Here is a 20,191-nt window from a genome sequence, read left to right on the forward strand (position 1 = left end):
CTCCATGGCTGGAGAATGTTTAAATACCGTCTCCGTCAATGTGTAATCCACATTCACGATTTAATCCAAAGAAGCGAGTTTCTTCTTCTGTCATACCAGGTTCTAGTTTGCGCGTAGTATGCACATCACCCATTGACACGTAGCCCTCATCCCACAAAGGATGATATGGCAAGTCGTGCTTGGTTAGATACTGATACACATCACGGTTGTTCCATTCGATGATAGGGTAAACCTTCACCGTACCGCGACTAATTTCTAGTATTTGCTTATCCGCGCGAGTTGATGATTGGTCGCGTCTTAAACCACTAAACCAAGTGCCTGCACCCAACTCTTTTAAAGCGCGTGTCATCGGCTCTACCTTGTTTAATGTGTTGTAGTGCTTGATCCCCTCTTGGCCCTGCTCCCAGAGCTTGCCGTATTTGGCTTCTTGCCATGCGGGGCTAAAAGGCGAACGATAAACTTGCAGGTTGAGGTTCAAGCGTTCCGTTAAATAATCAACAAACTGATAAGTCTCTGGAAATAAGTAGCCTGTATCAGTCAACACCACTGGAATATCTGCACGCTCTGAGGTCACGAGGTGTAACATCACAGCAGCTTGAATACCAAAGCTGGAAGACAAAAATGCCGTATCGGGCAAATTTTCTAATGCCCATGCTACACGCTGTTGTGGCGTCATTGGCAACAGCAATTCGTTGGCTTTTGCCAACAGTGATTGCTGCGCTTCACCACTTAACTGTAATAGTTGTTTATATTCACTCATGCTCATTCCCAGTTGGCAAGCTAAGCTTGCCAAATCGCCTATTCGTTACGCGTGAAAGTCGGTTTTTGATACTTTCACTTCAGCCACAATGCCTTGACGGATCACAAAGTCACCAAAGCATTCGTTATCGTGGCGCTCACTCACCCATTGGCCAATAAGTTCATCTAGCGCTGGTAGGTAAACATCTTCACCTACGTTTTCTAAGTACAACTTAGGAACGCGGGTACCCTCTCGGTTGCCACCTAGGTAAACGTTATACTTACCAAGGCCTTTACCCACTAAACCAACTTCAGCCAGCATCGCGCGACCACAACCATTTGGGCAGCCAACAACACGTAGAATAATGTTGTCTTCACTCACACCATGTTTTGCAAGTAACCCTTCAACGCTGGTTACTAAATCAGGCAAATAACGCTCTGCTTCTGCCATCGCCAGAGGACAAGTTGGTAATGCAACACACGCCATAGAGTTTTTACGTTGCTCGCTGTGTGCATCATTGATCAAGCCGTGTTCACGGGCGATTTGTTCAATTTGCGCCTTTTGCTCCGCAGGGACACCCGCAATGATCAAGTTCTGGTTTGCCGTCATGCGGAAATCACCTTGGTGAATTTCGGCGATCTTGCGACAGCCCGTTTTCAAAGGTTTATTCGGGAAGTCTAAAATACGGCCATTTTCGATGAACAAAGTGAGGTGATGCTTGCCGTCAATGCCTTCAACCCAACCGAAACGATCGCCACGATGCGTGAATTCATAAGGGCGGCTTTGTTCAAATTCTACGCCAGCGCGTTTTTCAACTTCCGCTTTGAATGCATCACTGCCAAATGTATCTAAGGTATATTTGGTTTTCGCGTTTTTACGGTTCACACGGTTACCCCAGTCACGCTGTACTGACACCACGTGTTCCGCAATTTTTAGCGTATGTTCCAGTGGAATAAAGCCAAAATCATCCGCTTTACGCGGGTAAGTGGCCACATCACCATGGGTCATGGCCAAACCACCCCCCACCAACACGTTAAAGCCTACGAGCTTGCCGTTTTCAGCGATTGCCACAAAGTTCAAATCATTGGCGTGTACATCCACTTCGTTGTTTGGTGGAATGGTCACTGTGGTTTTGAACTTACGCGGTAGGTAAGTTGAACCTAAAATAGGCTCTTCGGTTGTTTCTGTCTTTTCACCATTTAGCCAAATTTCAGCATACGCTTTGGTATGCGGGAGTAAGTGCTCAGAAATCTTTGCCGCCCACTCATACGCTTCTTGGTGTAACTCTGATTCAACCGGGTTAGTGGTACATAGTACGTTACGGTTTACATCCCCTGCCGTCGCAATCGAGTCAATACCCACACTGTTAAGCATTTGGTGCATATCTTTGATGTTTGGCTTCAACACACCGTGAAACTGGAATGTTTGACGCGTGGTTAAACGAATGCTGCCATACATCGATTTTTCTTCAGCAAATTTATCAATCGCTAGCCACTGGCTAGGTTTGATAATACCGCCTGGCATACGAGCGCGCAGCATCACGTTATGAAGCGGTTCTAGCTTTTGCTTGGCACGCTCAGGACGTATATCACGGTCATCTTGCTGATACATGCCGTGGAAACGGATCAGCTGGAAGTTATCTGCAGTAAAACCACCCGTTAACTGATCGCCCAAATCTTCTTGTATGGTGCCGCGCAAAAAGTCACTTTGCGTTTTTAAACGCTCGTTATCTGCAAATTTTGCGTTTGGGTCTAACTTGCTATTTGGTTTGTTATCTGAATTGCTCATGGTGTTTCCTAAAATTTCTCTCGACGGTCCGTGACGTGATCAGTACACGTCTTTTTGATAACGATGTGCAGCTCGCAGCTCTTTTAAATATTGCTCTGCTTGCTCATCGTCTTTGCCGCCATGAGCTTTAACAATATCCAACAAGGCTTGATGTACATCTTTTGCCATGCGGTTTGCATCCCCACATACGTAGAAGTGGGCACCCTTTTCTAACCACGCAAACACCTCTTCGCCTTTTTCAAGCAAACGGTCTTGAACATAGATTTTTTCTGCTTGATCACGGCTAAAAGCCAAATCAACTTTGTTCAATAAACCAGACTTCACATACCCTTGGATCTCAGTTTGATATAAGAAATCCTGTGTAAAGTGTGGATTACCAAAGAACAACCAATTGTCCCCTTGTGCATCACGTGCATCACGCTCTTGCAAAAACGCTCTAAACGGCGCAATACCTGTGCCCGGTCCAACCATGATCACGGGGGTATTATCATCAGCAGGTAGACGGAAATTATCATTGTGTTCACTGAACACTTTCACTTTAACGCCTTCTTCCGCGCGATTAGCTAAGTAACCCGAGCAACCACCGAAATGCTGCTCGCCAAATGCGTCAAATTCAACCAAACCAACTGTCAGGTGTACTTCTTCTTCCACTTCAGACTGACTTGATGCAATTGAATATAAACGTGCTTGCAGCTTGCGGCAGCAATCTACCAACGCTTGTGCGTCGATATCTGCCGGGTTTTGTTTGATAATGTCGAAGATCTGACGCGCTTCAATGTACTCTCGTAATGCCGCTTTATCTTCTACTAATTTTAGTAGTTCTGCGTTATTGGTCGCTTGCGCGTACTTTTCAACAAAGCCAGGGTACGACTGAGTAAGCTCTAACTTTTCAATCAACGCTGTGCGTACATCTAGTTTTTCACCTGACAGCTCAACTGAGCTTGCTGCATCAATGTTTAGTGCATCGAGTACTTGGTCAACCAACGCATCGTCGTTTAAGAAGTACATACCTAATGAGTCACCCGGTGCGTAAGTAATATCCGAGCCTTCTAACGAGATCTCAATATGGCGCACATCTTTGGTCGAGTCACGGCCAGTAATTTTTTGCACTACGCTCAGTTCAGCTGCAAATGGGTTTTGTTTTGTGTACTGGCTAGCCACCGCACCTGCGGACGCAAACGGCATATTCACGACATTATTACCCGCCTCACTTTGCTGTGCCTTCAACTGGGGTTCAAACACATCCAGTGCGCCGCCTATCCATTGCTGTGCTTGCTCTTCGTAATCCACATCCAGATCCGCACGTGCAAATACGACTTCAGCACCAAGCGCACTCAAGCGCGCTTCAAAATCTTTAGCTGTTTGGCAGAAAAACTCATAGCTGGTATCACCTAAACCAATCACAGCCACTTTTACGCCATCTAGTTTAGGTGCTTTCTTACTGGCTAAAAATGCATGCAATGCTTCTGCATCTTCTGGCGGCTCACCTTCACCATAAGTTGATACAACAATCGTCAGGAATTTCTCTTTTTTCAACGCTGAGGTTTTATAATCAGCCATGTTCACGAGTTTCGTCGTAATGCCACGAGACTCAGCTTGCTCTTTTAGCTTACTCGCCACAGATTTAGCATTACCTGTTTGCGAGCCGAATAAAATCGTTAAGGGTGCAGACTCAGAAGCTACAGCGCCTGGGGTTACGCCCATTGCACCAGATAAAGCCGCTGTATTTGCATTCGCAGCTAAATAGCCACTTACCCAAGCTTGTTGAATTGGATTGAGCTCAGCCACCAGCCCCTGTAATTTTTGCACTTGCTCTTGCGTAAGCGGGCTAGCCGCAGCACTGAGTTGACCTAACAACATTGATTAATCCCCGTAACCCTAAAACATCTTTAGCATAAATTGGTGTTTCACTTGCCTACAAAGCCGAAAGCAAGTTTTTCGATGTATGCAGGATACTGCGCACGGGCCGCAACAAGAAAGACAAAGATCTGCTTTTATATTCCATTTGGTTATGAATAACCAAAAACACCAACAAAAACAGATTAAAAGATTTGCTTTAAAAATGAACGCTCTAATATTAACATTGCCGCAACAAAGGTTCAGTAAGCTCGGCCTTTGTTTAAATAAATCAAAAAATACAATTATTATTAAATGAGATTAAATAATGAAACACGGGAAAAACGTATATAAACAAAACGTTGCGTTAGCTCTTGCAGCCATTGCTATGAGCCAAAGTGCGAATGCACAAGTCGCCAATGGTGATTTTGAGAATTGGCAACAAAACTTACCTGCACAATGGACAACAATTGACAGCGGCATTAGCATTAGTGCAACAAGCTCAATTGTTAAATCAGGTCAGAGCGCAGCGCAAATTATCGTCAACACTGACACGCAAAGTAATACTGACTTACTACAGCAAGTGGCAGTGGAAGCCGGACAAACTTATAACTTCAGCACTTGGGTTTATCATACTGAAGGCGGTGTAAAAGCAAGGTTAATCGTTAACGATTATCAAGGCTATTCCGACCCATTTACGTTAAATCAGTGGCAGCAAATAAGTTATACATACACAGCCACCACCGATACCAGTATCAATGTTGGCCTACGCTTTTATGATGTAAGTGGTTTTGATGGCAGTGAAATCGTTTATATTGATAACTTCCAACCAACAACCACTACGACGCCGCCCACAACCCCACCGACCACGCCCCCTTCTTCATGCCAAGCAACGACCTTAAACCTCTCTCTCACCACCGATGGATATGGCAGTGAAACGAGCTGGACACTCACTAATGCCACAAATCAACAAATTGCTGCTGGTAATAACTATGCAAGCAACACCACGCATAACGAAGCGCTTTGCGTCAACGATGGTGACTATACCTTTACCATTTTTGATAGCTATGGGGATGGCCTATGTTGTAACTTCGGTAACGGCGCATACACGCTAACCGGACCACAAGGTGAAATTGCCTCTGGTAGCACTTTTACCAATCAGCAGCAACATAGCTTTACCATTGGCGGTGGCACAGATGACGGAGGCAATACCACACCCACCGATCCAAGTGAGTACTATGCTTCTACTGCAGGTCTTACCGGTTACGCATTAAAAACACAGCTTCACACGATTATTAGTAGCCACAATGCACAAGGTTATAGCGCTATTTGGCAATTTATTGATCAGTACGAGCGCGACAATTACTTTGAAAAGGATAACTCTGTTCTAGACCGCTACTCTGAAAAGCCAAATGGCGCAGATTCTATCACTTATGTTGCAGTGACTGATCAGTGTGGTTCTTACACCACGGAAGGTGGCTGTTACAATCGTGAGCACTCATTCCCGAAAAGCTGGTTTGGCGGTAAAGTTGAACCGATGAACTCTGACGTGCACCACATTTTTGCCACTGACGGTTTCGTTAATTCTAAGCGTAGTAACTATCCTTTTGGTGAAGTAAGCAGCGCAACTTATACCTCTAGCAATGGCAGTAAATTGGGCGCGGCTTCAAGTACTTTGAACTATACAGGCACAGTGTTTGAGCCTATTGATCAGTTTAAAGGTGATTTTGCCCGCGCATACTTCTACATGGCAACGCGCTATCAGGATGTGATCAGCACTTGGCAAAGTAATACAACCTATAGTGATGCCGTTTTGAATGGTACTTCGGATCAAGTATTCGAACCTTGGGTTGTCACTATGTTGCTCCGCTGGCACCAAATGGATCCAGTGGATGATTTAGAACGTGCTCGCAACCAATCGGCACATCAGTTCCAAGGCAACCGCAACCCATTTGTTGACCACCCAGAATTTGTTCAGCAAATTTGGTAAATAAAAAAAGCCACCCTTTGGGTGGCTTTAACCTTTCGCTTCTAACTAGGGTTATTAAATGAATAAAAAAAGCGACCTAATCCATCAGGTCGCGAACCGACTCAACGGGGAGTTAACGAGGGTTGATTGTTAAGGGAGATAACGTGATCTTCGCATTGCCACTGGCCCCCATATAGCCTGTGTAATTTTGTCCTTCAAACAGGGTATAGAATACATCCACATAGTCATCATCATTGGTAAACCAAGAGTCTGGCATCGCTTTTATCAACTGATTGGTCAACTGTGGAATAATCGCATAGCCTTGTACATTCGGATCTGGAATAGTACGCATCACTTGCGTCACAATATCTAAAAATGTCGTCGCCAACGTTTTATAGTTAGTATTGTCATCTTGCTCCATCAGTAGTACATCCGCCGCCTGCCAACGATAGCGTTCCCAATGGATCAAGATCTGATTAGGCGTGTAGTCCGTTTTGTCATGATCGAGGTAAGGCATATCAACAATATCAAGCACTGGCTCATCACGACTTGGACTTACGCCAGTTACCACCGCATACACTTCCGCAGCGCCCGAGATCCAAGGCTCCTGATCGTTATTCAAACGAATGCGATTTAGCACACTGGTTGAAATAGGTTCTTCTGCCGTCGAAGCTTGCGTTTGCATCTGTGGTTGACCTAAGCGCTTAGCAAACTCACGCTTCATAACAACTAAACCTTCTTGAAGGCTTTTTTTGCCGTCAACTTCAACAACTAGTACCGGTTGTGATGGCATGGTATGCGCGTCTAATAGATGAACATTCCCCTGCGCATCAAATGCTTCGATATATGTCCAACTCTTATCGTCACCTTTTGGTGCGAAAGCAACAAGTGCTGGCTCACCTTGCTGCCATGCTTTAAGCATCTTTTTATCTGCTAATCGCAATTGATAAATTGACTCTGTTGACTGCGATAAACCTTTCAATTCGCGAGTATATTCAGTCGCACTGTTCACCTGTGTAGCCAGTAACCCTGAAGCCAACTGCGAGCTAAGTGGTACTTGCACACGATATTCACTCATTTGCGCTTGTAGTTGTACCGATAGCTTCGGTAACTGTTGTGCAACTTGCAGTGCGAGCTGCTTCTTGATTTGTGCAATCTGATCGCCAGCTGGGTTGTACATATCCAATGCAGGGAATGTGCTTTGAATTGATACATCTTGCTTCGCATTACTCGATGCAGACATCGCCATCATAAGTGCAGGCAGGGCTGATAATGTTAACTTTGTTATTCTTTTCATATTCTACTCCTGACAATAATCCGTGTGTTTGAGTAGATGAAGATAAAACTTATTTAAAAATTTATCAACCTGTTAATTTAAAATTAACAAAAATAATTTTATAGGTACTTATTACCCCATAAGAAGAACTAATTAATTTTAGTTTGGGTAGGTTAAAGTATTGTCTGTGAAGGCTTGGAGGTGATCACTAGGCTAGCAAAAACACTTCTAGCCCAGCAACATGTCAGATAGAGTGATTACTCAACAGGGTAAAGGGTAATTTCAATGCCAGCGCCAATAGCAGAAATCCTTAACAAGGTATCCACGTGTAACGCCTGGGAGTAACACTTTGGCGAAGTGCCAGAATTAAAGCCAATATCGAATGTTCGTTTTGTGCATGATAACCACTGTTTCAAAGCGGGTTTCGAACATGACTCGATTAACTCACATAAATGGTTAATTGCCTTATCAGGGCTAGTCACTTCAACATCCGCCTCGACTCGCGCTAATTGACGGTATTCGTCTTGATCATAGTGCAAAACAATCGCATTTTTTTTCAGATCATTTACCAAAGCGCTGATGTCATGTTTTGACTCTAACTCTAAATCGACGTTTAAAAACTGGATCTCTGACATGTTGACTGTGTTACCTACGGTTGACTTTGAAGTTATGACTAAACTGCAAGTGTAACCAACTAAGTAGCAACTGGCTATAGCAACCTAGGCTCTCGCCATAACTTCAGTGAACCTATTTTAGGGCATCACAAAAAGCAAGTACCAGTATTTGATACAAAAATACCACCCATATATTGCCTTTGTCAGTACGTCTTGCTAATTTGAGACTAACTAAATAAACAAATGATCAACATGAAAAAGACTAATTTCATATCATTCTGCTTTGTATCAGCGCTTGCTTGTACACAATTGACAGGTTGTGGTGGTGGCAGTGGCGGTGGAACAACAACTAATTTGGATAACGGGCAAACACAGTCTCCACCCGATGCAACATGGCAAGCCGGTGTATTTAAGCCGGCATCTACATTTGCGAATTACTGCCAGAACCCACGTGCAGGCATCGACCCTTATTTAAATACTTCCTATCCAGATAAAGCTGGCTCACAGCAACTGGAAAAGATGTGGGCGCGTTCATTTAGTCATGAAACTTACCTTTGGTACGACGAATTACCCGACCCAAATCCGAGTGATTTCGGCTCTACCTTAGATTACTTTGATATTTTACGCACCACCGCAAAAACGCCATCGGGTAAAGATAAAGATCAATTTCACTACTCTGAAAGTTATGAAGATTTCCAGAAAGAATCTCAATCTGGTGTAGTGGCAGGTTATGGTGTGCGTTGGAAATCTTTAAGCAGTAAACCACCAAGAATATTAAAGGTCGCCTTTACTCAAGATAACTCACCTGCAGCTATTGCAGGTCTTGAGCGGGGTGACACGGTTGTTACAATTGATGGCGTCGACTTTAATGCAACAAGCGAGAGTGATATCAACAAACTCCGAGCTGGTTTATCACCAAAACCTGGTGAGTCACATGTATTTACCATCAGTCGAGTCAATGCTGAAACGGGTGTCGCGGAGCAACTAGACGTAACCATGGTCGCTGGTGATATTGAATCAACCCCAGTACAAAATGCTCATATCACCAATATCGGTGACCGAAAAGTTGGTTATGTACAATTTAACCAATTCATCTCGGTTGGCCAGCGACCGCTGATTGACGCCTTTAAAAACTTTGCCAACAATGGCATCGATGATCTGATTTTAGATTTGCGTTACAACGGCGGTGGTCTCGTCGATATGGCGGCGCAACTAGGCTATATGCTAGCAGGTCCCAATCTTACTCAAGCCGGTCCTAATAGCAGTGGCAAGGTATTCAGCGCGACCACTTATAACGATAAGCTCAGCGCACAAAACAAATACCTTAGTTTTGGTTATAGAGCGATAGATTGGGACGCACAAGTCTACTTAGATGAAGCGCTACCTAGTGTTAACCTAAATACGGTTTATGTACTTGCTACAGACGATACATGTTCGGCAAGTGAATTGGTGATAAACGGCTTGCGCGGCATTGACGTGAATGTTGTGCTGATTGGGTCACAAACTTGTGGCAAGCCTTACGGTTTCTACCCAACACCAAATTGTGGAGAGGTTTTTTATACCGTGCAATTTAGAAGCGAAAATGCCAAACAATTTGGTGATTACGCGGATGGCTTTGTGCCAGTCCCTGCCAGTGAAAACAATACTGAAGTTGGTTTGTCGACTCGCGTGTCTGGTTGCCAAGTGGCTGATGATTTTTCTCACCCGCTAGGTTCAGAAAATGAAGCCATGTACGCAGCTGCGTTAACGCACATTCAAACAGGTCAGTGTCCTGAGCCTGTAGCAAGTCAGCGAGGAGTCGCGGCTAAAGGGGCTACTTTGAATGTTCAGGGTCCAGCATTAGATTTGCCTTTCCATCCGCTCAGAAATGGATCGGTGTTGCTGCAAGTTAAAGAGCAGAACTAATGACTTATCGTCCTATTGCTTTTGCAGTTGCGATATTGTTCACAACACTGGTTGGCTGTCAGCACAGCCAGCCAGTGTTGCCTATTCCTGCCTTATTTGCTGATCAAAACCCAACCAACAAAGCGAAAGTACAGCAAGCCATTATTGCTTTAAAAGGCGGTGTCGCCCCGCGTATCGCTGATAACGTATTTACTTTGCGCAGCACTCTGCTTTTAGAGCATGGCAGCAGTGAGTCAAGTTATGGTAAGCCCATTCTGGGCGCACATAACTTACCGGTAAAGCGCTTTGAGCTGCAACTTCGTGGCAAAGACTGTGTACTGTATTATGCAAAAACCGATTCATATGTGGCGTTAAGCGATGTAAACTGCATCGCAGCACAAGCACTAGACCGTGGCGATTAGCCTGCAATACGAATAATAACTAAGCAGATAACTAGGCTTAACACCGAATATGAATTATCAACAGTCCTTTGATCTTACACCACAATTAGACTTCCCTTACTTTTGCTGTACTTTTGACAAATCAGTATTTCAACCGAATGATTTTGCAGTACATGGCGTTTTATTTCCTGAAAAACTCAATAAGGCCGTTGATAAACGAAAAGCAGAATATTTAGCGGGTAGAATATGCGCGCGCCAAGCATTGCAGCAACTCGGAGTCCTCAACGCACAAATTAATAGTGGAGATGATAGAGCACCTGAATGGCCAAACGGGGTCATTGGTAGTATCAGTCATACACAAGACATTGCCATAGCGATGGTTGCGCCTTCACAGCAGCTAAAAGGGCTTGGACTTGATATTGAACGACACATGTCGGCCAAACAAGAGGATGAGTTGCAAAAACAGATTTTACACCCGTTAGAAATTGCGCAATTTACAGCCCTGAGTGAACGAGTAAGCTGCCCTCTCACCGTCATGTTTTCAGCCAAAGAAAGTATCTATAAGGCGCTTTATACCAACGTTAAACGATTTTTTGGTTTTGATGTCGCACAGCTTATCGATTTTAACGACAATCAACTGTTCTTTAAAATCACCGAAACACTGAGTTCTGAGGTGCCCATAAATACCCAAGTAACGGTGCTTTACCAAATCAGTGATCACTATGTGCTTACTGAGTGCGCCTTTACGATCGAGCGTTAATCATAAAAACGAAAAAGGGCCTGCATCGGCAGACCCTTTAAACTTCAATCATAACTATTACTGACGCTTTACTTTCACGCGTTCTGTTGAAGTAATATTCGCTTCTACACGACGGTTTTGCGCATGCGCTTCTTTCGTCTTAGCGGTGTTTTTCAAACGCTCTTCACCATAACCAATGGTCGAAATACGGCTTGCATCAATACCATCTTTGATCAGCTGTTTTGCGACTGCTTGAGCGCGTTTTTCTGACAACATTTGGTTGTATTTTGCGTCTCCAATAGACGAAGCATGACCTTCCAATACGACCGTTGCATCGCTATGTGCTTTCATGAACGCCGCCACTTCATTGATGTCATCAAAATACTGCTGTTTCACCATAGCAACATCATGAGGGAAGCGTACCAATAAAGTCACGGATGTTTGGCGTTCTTCGTATTTCGAACAACCAGACGCATCTACTGCATCAGTCATTGGTGTGTCGGCACAACGGTCATCACCATCCATCACACCATCTTTATCGCTGTCTTTAGCCACTGGCTGCTCAACAGGCGTTGGTGCTGGCGCAGGTTCCACCTTTTTCATCGGTGCGCTTGAGCCAAATGAGTAGTTCAGGCCAATTTTTGCAGCTGCGTCGGTATAACCACGGTCTAAGCCTTGGTAAATTGCCGCTTCCGCATTCACAAAGAAGTTATTGTTAAAATAGTGTCTGTAACCCGCACCGATATTTGCAAACGTTAGGTTGTCATACAAATCAATCGTCTTCAAACCAACAATGCCGTAAAAAGGGCTGTCATCAAAGTGATAAAGCGCATCAATACCAAAGCGGTCTGCATCACGTGAGCCCGTACCAGCACCTGATAGGTCAAAGTCCATGTCTGCGTATTCAAAGCGCGCACTCCAGCTGTCGCTAAAGCGATAGCCGATTTCCGCGCCCCAACCCATGGAATCATCAACATCTACACTTGCAGCGTCGCGGATATTATTCCAGTTGGCATCATAGTAATCACCGAAAACACCCAAATAAACACCGGTGTTGTGATCATCGGCGTTGGCTGATGTTGCAGCCATCACTGCTGCAATTGCTAAACTTATCGATCTTAATTTCATTATTTCGTCCCGTCCTTTCATTTCCAATGTGAGCACAGATAGCTCATGAATTTAGCCCTATAATAGTAGGACATAAATTAATTTTTACTTAACAGGACACTACCGGCTTAATGTTGATGACCAAATAAAGTTTGATACAACCCTTCTTCTTGCAGCAAACTCTGATGATCGCCCGCTTGAGAAATCTTCCCATCATCCAGTACATAAATTAAATCAGCCTGCTTAATCGCGCTCAACCTGTGTGCGATTATCAATGTTGTTCTGTCATGTAAAAAATTCTTTAAATTATTGTGTATTTTTGATTCTGTTTCAATATCTAACGCTGACGTTGCTTCATCTAAAATCACCACTTTCGGATCTGCAAGCACCATTCTTGCAATCGCTAAACGTTGTTTTTGACCACCTGATAAACGCACACCATTACGTCCAACTAAAGCATCTAACTGCCCGTCTATTTGTTGTACCGTCTCATCCAATTCTGCGACGCGCAAAGCATGCCAAAGCTGTGTGTCAGTATGGTTATGGCCAAGTGATAAATTATCGCGAACATTACTATTAAATAGAATAGGTTGCTGCAATACAGTGGCGATATTTTCCCTAATCAATTGATAGCCAATACTTTCAACGTCCTCACCGGCAATTTTTATGGTACCCGATTGTTTTTCATAAAGTCCAAGTAACAGCTGAACTAGGGTTGATTTGCCACCACCTGACACGGCAACAACCGCCACTTTTTTACCCGCAGGGATCTGCATCGACACTTTTTTAAGTACGGGCTGTTCAGGCTGATATGCGAAATCAACTTGGTTGAATTCAATACCAATTTGAGATTGTTTAAATACATGACTGACTTTTTCAGGAGCCGGCACTTCGGTAGCAAATGCAAATACCTGATTTAAACGCTGTAATGCCGCAGAAGCGCCATAATACGCATATTGAATACCGAGTAATTCCTGTACAGGCCCCATCATGAACCACAGGTAACCAAACACCGCGAAAATTTGCCCGACAGTGAGATCTGAAAACACCACCATAAACATGGCAACAGCCCTGAACACTTCAAAACCAAGCAAAAAAACTGTAAAGCTCAAGCGGTTTACCGCATCGGTTTTCCACTGAGATTGCACCGCAAAGTGCTTTAAATCTTTTGCTGTCGATTTCACGTGCTCAAAGTAAGTTGCTTCTCTGCGTACTGCTTTAAGCTGTGAAATGGCGTCCAGCGTTTCCACCAACGATGATTGAAACGCTTCAAACGCGGCATTTTCTTCTTTTTTAAGATGTTTCACGCGTTTACCAAACTGTCGCGAGAAATAGATCACGGCCGGATTAAGTAACAAAATCACCAACCCTAAGGTCAGATCAATCCACAAAAGCACCACCGCAGTGCCAGCTATGGTCAGCAGTCCAATTAAAAAACGCGATAAAGTTTGACTGATAAACCCGTCTAGCGTTTCTACATCGGTAATACACCGCGAACTGATAGCACCCGCACCTTGTGTTTCATACTCTTTCAGCTGAACTTGCGGTAAATGTGTTAATAAGCGTTCGCGAATATTGAGGCTAATATCCTTGCCTATGATGGTAAATTGCCGCGACTGGATCACCCCCAACACCAAAGCACCTAATCGCATACACACCACGGCACACAAAATAGCAACGATGTATCCCACACTTTGCTGCCATTCACTGGGCAGAAAGTCATTTAGAAACGCAATTGCAGGGCCAGGTTGATTGAGTAACACTTCATCAACCAGCAATGGCATCATTAAAGGAATAGGCACACTGACTAAGGCTGCCAAAAACGCGATGATGTGCGCTATCACTAAAGGTTTTTTATGTGCCAAAACCTGATTTTTAATATCCTGCCAGGACAGTGATTGTTTCATGAAAAATCCAATACTTAGGTGCCACAAAAGGTCTGATAACTGTCTTCGTTATCACTGGGAGTGATGTAAACTGACGCATGCTCTTGATAGCAATATGGGTCATTTAATAACGGTAACCAGTGAGTTAACAAATCACTCTTACCTTCTTTATAATAGTCGGCAATGACCTGCTCCATAAGGCCATTACGGGGAATAAGAGTAGGGTTAGCGCTTTGCATTGTTGCCAGTACCAAATTACGCTCAAATACTGCAATACGCTGCAACCACTTTTGATACCAAGCACTCAACGTTGCAGGGATTGAAAAACACGCCATGGGATGCTCGAGTAACGAGTTAGTAAGTGCGGCAAATGTATTGGTGTAATCAAGCTGGTTTGCTTTCATCGTGCTTAGCAACTCAGACAATAGTGCATTGTCTTCATCACACCACGCTAATATCCCTAGCTTGCTCGCCCACATCGCTTGATACTGTTTATTGAAGCTGTGTGAAAACACAGTTAGTACATCACTTAACTGCGCTACAGCTTGGTTTTCTTCTGCGTCCATTAAGCCGATTAAGCTTTCAGCTAAACGCGCGCAATTCCAACTGGCAATTTGTGGCTGCTGGCCAAAGGCATAGCGCCCCTGCTTATCAATCGAACTAAATACCTGCTCAAAGGAAAATGATTCCAACATAGCACAAGGTCCGTAGTCGATAGTCTCACCGCCAACTAACGTGTTATCCGTATTCATCACCCCATGGATAAAACCAACGCGTAACCAATGGATCATCAGGGTTATTTGTTGCTCACAAACGGCTTTTAAGAATGCGAGTACGCGCTCATCCCCTTGTTCGGTGATGTGTGGGTAATAGCGTGCAATGGCCATTTCCATCAGTTTATTCAGGCCGTCAGTATCTTGATGCAGCGCCAAATATTGAAACGAGCCAACACGAATATGGCTACTCGCTACACGACACACAATCGCACCGGGTAACATAGTATTGCGATAAACTTGCTGCCCAGTTGCCACAACCGCCAAGCAATCTGTGGTAGGAACACCCAGCGCCCGCATTGCTTGACTCATCACAAATTCTCTTACCGCTGGCCCTAACGCACATAAACCATCACCACCGCGCGAAAAAGCCGTAGCGCCAGACCCTTTTAACTGCAGGTCAAAACTATTCCCAAATGCATCATCGAAGCTACCAATCAAATGCGCACGACCATCACCCAAAGTCGGGTTGAAGTGACCAAACTGGTGGCCTGAATAAGCCAGTGCGACCGGTGAAGCCCCCTCAAGTACTGTTTGACCACTGAGTAATTGACCTGCATCTTGTTTTTCTAGCGGGATATTGAGACGCGCCGCAAGCCGCTCATTCCAAAGTAACAAATGGGGTTCATCACTGCCTTGATTGGCAAGATGGGGTGTCGAAGGCACACAAAAAGAAGTCCCCATTAGCGAATAGCGGTCGTAAAAAGCCATTATGCAAGTTCCTCCACGGGTCGGTTATCGCCCACACTGAACGCAATAAGTTGACTCAATGCTTGCAATGACCAGCCACTTTGCTCCACCAAGTCATTGAAAAATGATTGAATCGCCAGCAACGACTTTTTGGATTGTAAGCCGCCATCAATAATCTTATGCGCGCGCAAATACGTCTCGACATCTTTTGATAATAAAAACGTATCTTTCCCTAACACTCTTAGTGCATATGGGCCAGTGTTGCCACCCAATCGAGCCCCATGCTGCTTTAAATAAAGCCACAACCCTACAATATTATCGGTTGGCCACTTTGCAATAAACTGGGAAAATGAGCCATGTTGCTGCGCCGTTTCGTGGATCATGAGGCAGTTTTCGGGAATGGTCATGACCTTTTTATAGTTGCGAATAATACGTTCATCGCTGGCGCGTTGTTCGAGCATATCAGGCGACATCATCAGTAGCTTTTCAACTTCAAAATTCCAAAATACCTCTCTAAACCCAGCCCACTTCGCATCTATTACAGACCAGTAAAAGCCACTTTGAAAAATCTTACGGGTAAACTCTTCCAACCATTGGTCGTCACTCAGAGATAATAATTCGTCCGTACTGCTCGGCTGGCTCAATAGCGCCTGTAATGCAGCCTCGGAACCTTTGCGCTCGATTGCGCATTGATAGATTTTTTTGAATTCGTTCATGCTTTTGCCAGCAATTTTTTCGTGGTGACTAAGGGTAACTGATCTGCGTTTTTGATGTGAGCTTTTTAGGTTAAGGAAATGGTTATTTTTAGCAAAAAAAGTGCACTTACCTTGCCAATCTTACTAAATATTTACCACGCAATTTCGTCAACAAAGTACCTAAAGTCGCGCCCTTGGCGCTGGAGAATGAGGACTAACTATGTTGAGTGAATTAACCGCTTTACAATCTATTGATACATCTATTGGGGAATTTGATGCATCAAAACATGCGCTGTTTGCAGCAGGATCACACTGTTATATCACCCACCACCCACAACACCGCTTCACTGCAGGAATAGAAGACCATGAAGCGCTCGCTCAACGAGTCACGCAAGCGCTCTCGCAAAATGAAAACGACAACGCAATTGCATTTGGAGTATTACCATTTTGCAAATCGCAACAAGCGCAATTTATTATCGCTGATCAAGTGAGGAAGTATGATAAAGAAACCTTTACTAGATGGTTAAGCGCCAAAAACTCATTACATCACCCAAACACTCCAAACTTAGAGCGCGTTGCACATCGCCAATCTCAACAGCATTACGAACACGCCATAAATAGAGCCAAAGGCTGTTTTGCCAGCGGTCTATTAGAAAAAATCGTATTGGCAAAACAGTCCGACCTCTATTTTGACGATGTACTACAACCCGATGTGGTGCTGGCGAATCTGCTAACACAAAGCAGCAGTGGCTTTCATTTTTCTTTTCCAACTGAACAAAGCACCACTTTAATGGGTGTCAGCCCAGAGTTACTACTGCGCAAGCAGGGCCAATCGATTATGAGTAACCCATTGGCAGGTTCAACTAAACGTGTCTCAGACATGGCTCTTGAGTTCAAACGCAAACAAGCATTGATGGCCTCCAAAAAAGATCGTTACGAACACGCAGTCGTGCTGGCCGAAATGTCGCAAGTGCTCCAGCCATGGTGTGAAAAACTCTCAATTCCTATCAGCCCGTCATTGTTAAGCACCGCTACCATGTGGCACTTATCAACAGAGATTGAAGGGCAATTAAAAAATCCCAATACCCACGTTTTATCGCTCGCAAATCGACTACACCCAACTCCAGCGCTTTGTGGCAAGCCCACTGCAGCGGCCTACCCGTGGATTGAAACGTTAGAAGGAGAAAGTCGCGACTTTTTCTCTGGCATCGTCGGCTGGTGCGACAAACAGGGTAATGGCGAATGGGTTGTGGTGATCCGCTGTGGCGAACTGAACGACAATCACGCCAAACTGTTTGCTGGCGCTGGCATTGTTGCCGCATCCGACCCCACTTCAGAATGGCTAGAAACAGAAGCGAAAATGTCGACTATGTTAAACGCGCTTAACGCGAGCGAGCGTTACCACCAGCTAAGTCAAACTGAGCTGTTAGAAAGTGCCTAAGAGTCAATAATGGATCTGAGCTAGGTATAAATATTCGCCTAGCTCTAGCGCAGATAATAAAATGCCCAGCGATATGCTGGGCATTCTTTTACAGCAAGAAAATTGGCATATCAGAACTGATAAGAGATGCTTGCTTTGATGTTTCTTCCCGGTTCGTAATCCATTAGGAATAATTTCCCAAACACTGGGTGGAATGACACACCATTTTTAGAAGACTGAGAAGAATAGAATTCATCAAATAAGTTATCTATACCGACACGAACATGCAGGTTCGCAACCGCTTCAGGCTGCCAGTGGGCGCTGATATTATGCACGGTAAAACCATCTTTGCTGTTATCTAAATCAGCACCATACAAATCTGTTCCTTTGGCTACGTCACCTACCGCCATGAAATCCCAGTTCAAAGTTAGATTGTATGCACTCAGTTGATAGGTAAAATCAGCAGCAAGGGTGTCGCCCTGTTCACGCTCTAAACGAGCACCTTGTAGCGAACTGTACTGGGCAAACGCATCCAAATCACTCTCTGATTTAGAGTAAGAGATTTGGAAAGAGAATGCATCAACCGAAAATCCAACGTACGTTTCAAAACCTTTGACGGTCATGTCACCAACATTGTCTTTCCATGTTTCACGAGGGCCACCACCCGGTAAAGCAGCACTATCGAAGATATAGTCGTCAATTTGAGTGTTAAACACAGTCGCGCCTAAACGCAGCACTTTATCGCTTGATAAGGCATTTTCAAATGCCACTGACAACTCATTATTTAAACCAGTTTCAGCTTCAATACCTGAATTTAAAGTTTCACCTAAACCGGCTCCAACAAACACTTCACTGATCTCAGGGCCTTTAAATAACTCGGTCGAACTTAACTTCACCATCAGGTTATCGTTAACCTGATATTGCGCCGCTAAAGAGAATGAAAATTCAGAGAAGTCGTTATCAACCGTCGCCGCATCAATATCGTAGCTGTCATGTCTTACACCCGGGATCAACGCAAAGCCATTCCCAAAGTCGATTTTATCCTGTACAAAGAAGGCTAGATTTTTTGCTGTTTCTTCTGAGTGCTTTGTGCCACCTGCCGCGATGGCCAAGTCATATTGCGTATCGTGTTTTACGTAATCGATACCGTAAGTAAAGGTATGTTCTTCATTGCCAATTAAGTTACTCACCAGCGTTTCTGCAAGTACATTCAAGCCGCTGTTTTTCGCTTCACCAGTCACCTGACCTGCATACGCTTTGAATCTTGGGCTTGGAGACATCGACCAGCCAGATTCATCTCGATAAAGCTCACTGGTGTTTGAATACAAGCTTGCTTTTAATGAAGAACTATCACCCCAAGTTAAGTCATAGCTTAAAGTCACTGTGTCCCGAGTAAATTCTGTTGGCCATAGCAGTGGGATCTGCAAGCTATTAGTGATCGCCATGTCAGTCGCTAAACCCATATCTGGACGGTAGCTATAATCACCTTCATCCTTATACGTTTCATAGCTCAATGCGATGCGTTGGTTGTTATCAATATTCCATCCCAGTTTAACAAGCGCGTCGCTCACTTCGCCTTCTAAGCCTTTAACTTCGCCATCCGTGCCTACAACCACTTTGTCATCCTGATCGAGAATTTTACCACCACCCACGTCATAGTTATCACGCTCTACATGGTTGTAGTAGGCTAGAAAATCTAAGTCATCAGTCAACAAACCAAACCCCGTTACAGAGTAGTTCTGGCCCGCGTTATCAGCGACACCAGCCGAAACACGCATGGCAAATCGCTCATCATCGCTTAGTAACTCACGCGCTTGCTTGGTTTCAAAGCGCACAGCGCCACCTAAGCCACCGTTGATCACCGAGTTAGTACCGGTTTCAATATCTACTGACTTCAAAATATCTGCGTGGATCTGTAAATTGCCCATGTGGTGGTACATATAGGTATTTTGCGCCGCACCATCAATAGAAATCTTCAGATCTTTGTCATCCATACTACGGATAGTAATACGTTGGTTTAACGTGTGCGCACCACCGACATCAATACCAGGAATGGAACGCAGTAGGTCTGAGATATGATCGGCTTGTTTATCGGCAATTTCTTGCTCTTTTAAGTACAGAGCGGATGTTTTTACTGCGGTAGACCAAACTTCAATTTTTTCTATGTTACCTGCATCTGCTAAAGCCGGTGCTGATATAACCCCCGCTAATGCTAAAGCAAGGGTGGAAGGGCGAAAACCTAACTGCTTTGTGCGAGAAACCAACATAAATATCCTTTAATTTTTAATGTTAATACGAATCACTCGCAATATTGTACACTTTTACTTTTGTTGCTTTCTAAATATTAGTTATGCAAAATCGTCAATCTATTATG

15 protein-coding genes are annotated in these 20,191 nt (G+C 44.3%); 5 read left to right on the forward strand and 10 right to left on the reverse strand.

Annotated features, from left to right (window positions below; genetic code table 11):
- Positions 1–19: 19 nt before the first annotated feature.
- Genes cysH through AC5FX4_RS01875 form a run of 3 tightly spaced genes read right to left on the reverse strand, consistent with a single transcriptional unit; the run spans position 20 to position 4,387 of the window.
- Positions 20–760 (reverse strand): phosphoadenosine phosphosulfate reductase, encoded by a 741-nt coding sequence (gene cysH / locus AC5FX4_RS01865; protein WP_493604835.1) that lies wholly within the window; start codon positions 758–760, stop codon positions 20–22.
- A 45-nt stretch (positions 761–805) separates the two neighbouring features.
- Positions 806–2,527: an assimilatory sulfite reductase (NADPH) hemoprotein subunit gene (gene cysI, locus AC5FX4_RS01870; protein ID WP_493604836.1), complete on the reverse strand. Its 1,722-nt coding sequence runs from the start codon at positions 2,525–2,527 to the stop codon at positions 806–808.
- A 39-nt stretch (positions 2,528–2,566) separates the two neighbouring features.
- Entirely contained in the window at positions 2,567–4,387 is a 1,821-nt protein-coding gene (locus tag AC5FX4_RS01875) for an assimilatory sulfite reductase (NADPH) flavoprotein subunit (RefSeq protein ID WP_493604837.1), read from the reverse strand.
- Between the two features lie 304 nt (positions 4,388–4,691).
- Here AC5FX4_RS01875 and AC5FX4_RS01880 point away from each other — a divergent pair, with 304 nt between their 5' ends.
- The gene (locus AC5FX4_RS01880; protein ID WP_493604838.1) at positions 4,692–6,353 is read left to right on the forward strand and encodes an endonuclease; all 1,662 of its coding nucleotides are present in this window, start codon (positions 4,692–4,694) and stop codon (positions 6,351–6,353) included.
- Positions 6,354–6,465: 112 nt separating this feature from the next.
- Here AC5FX4_RS01880 and AC5FX4_RS01885 read toward each other — a convergent pair whose 3' ends face one another.
- Together AC5FX4_RS01885 and AC5FX4_RS01890 are read right to left on the reverse strand one after the other, a co-directional pair.
- The gene (locus tag AC5FX4_RS01885) at positions 6,466–7,629 is read right to left on the reverse strand and encodes a DUF3103 family protein (RefSeq protein ID WP_493604839.1); all 1,164 of its coding nucleotides are present in this window, start codon (positions 7,627–7,629) and stop codon (positions 6,466–6,468) included.
- A 236-nt stretch (positions 7,630–7,865) separates the two neighbouring features.
- Complete coding sequence (locus AC5FX4_RS01890) at positions 7,866–8,243, reverse strand: hypothetical protein (protein WP_476294062.1); 378 nt, start codon at positions 8,241–8,243, stop codon at positions 7,866–7,868.
- A gap of 231 nt (positions 8,244–8,474) precedes the next feature.
- Between AC5FX4_RS01890 and AC5FX4_RS01895 the strand changes: the two genes are divergently transcribed.
- Genes AC5FX4_RS01895 through AC5FX4_RS01905 form a run of 3 tightly spaced genes read left to right on the forward strand, consistent with a single transcriptional unit; the run spans position 8,475 to position 11,267 of the window.
- Positions 8,475–10,127 (forward strand): S41 family peptidase, encoded by a 1,653-nt coding sequence (locus tag AC5FX4_RS01895; RefSeq protein ID WP_493604840.1) that lies wholly within the window; start codon positions 8,475–8,477, stop codon positions 10,125–10,127.
- Entirely contained in the window at positions 10,127–10,528 is a 402-nt protein-coding gene (locus AC5FX4_RS01900; protein WP_493604841.1) for a hypothetical protein, read from the forward strand. Before AC5FX4_RS01895 ends, AC5FX4_RS01900 begins: the two co-directional genes overlap by 1 nt.
- 49 nt (positions 10,529–10,577) lie before the next feature.
- A complete protein-coding gene (locus AC5FX4_RS01905) occupies positions 10,578–11,267 on the forward strand; it encodes a 4'-phosphopantetheinyl transferase family protein (protein ID WP_493604842.1) in 690 nt (229 codons plus the stop codon).
- 57 nt (positions 11,268–11,324) lie between these two features.
- On the opposite strand, the gene AC5FX4_RS01910 is transcribed toward AC5FX4_RS01905, so the two are convergent.
- The 4 genes from AC5FX4_RS01910 to AC5FX4_RS01925 form a co-directional block, all read right to left on the reverse strand.
- Positions 11,325–12,374, reverse strand: coding sequence for an OmpA family protein (locus AC5FX4_RS01910; protein WP_493604843.1), 1,050 nt, complete (start codon positions 12,372–12,374; stop codon positions 11,325–11,327).
- Positions 12,375–12,481: 107 nt separating this feature from the next.
- Complete coding sequence (locus AC5FX4_RS01915; protein ID WP_493604844.1) at positions 12,482–14,260, reverse strand: ABC transporter ATP-binding protein; 1,779 nt, start codon at positions 14,258–14,260, stop codon at positions 12,482–12,484.
- 14 nt (positions 14,261–14,274) lie between these two features.
- On the reverse strand, positions 14,275–15,723 hold the full coding sequence (locus tag AC5FX4_RS01920) for a protein adenylyltransferase SelO (RefSeq protein WP_493604845.1): 1,449 nt from the start codon (positions 15,721–15,723) through the stop codon (positions 14,275–14,277).
- The gene (locus tag AC5FX4_RS01925) at positions 15,723–16,418 is read right to left on the reverse strand and encodes a DNA-3-methyladenine glycosylase I (RefSeq protein ID WP_493604846.1); all 696 of its coding nucleotides are present in this window, start codon (positions 16,416–16,418) and stop codon (positions 15,723–15,725) included. Before AC5FX4_RS01925 ends, AC5FX4_RS01920 begins: the two co-directional genes overlap by 1 nt.
- 199 nt (positions 16,419–16,617) lie before the next feature.
- Between AC5FX4_RS01925 and AC5FX4_RS01930 the strand changes: the two genes are divergently transcribed.
- Positions 16,618–17,838 (forward strand): isochorismate synthase, encoded by a 1,221-nt coding sequence (locus AC5FX4_RS01930; protein WP_493604847.1) that lies wholly within the window; start codon positions 16,618–16,620, stop codon positions 17,836–17,838.
- Positions 17,839–17,948: 110 nt separating this feature from the next.
- On the opposite strand, the gene AC5FX4_RS01935 is transcribed toward AC5FX4_RS01930, so the two are convergent.
- Positions 17,949–20,084 carry a TonB-dependent receptor domain-containing protein gene (locus tag AC5FX4_RS01935; RefSeq protein ID WP_493604848.1) on the reverse strand — a complete coding sequence of 712 codons (2,136 nt, stop codon included), beginning with the start codon at positions 20,082–20,084 and terminating at the stop codon, positions 17,949–17,951.
- Positions 20,085–20,191: the final 107 nt, after the last annotated feature.

The sequence above is a fragment of the Pseudoalteromonas sp. ATL1 genome, assembly GCF_058933015.1.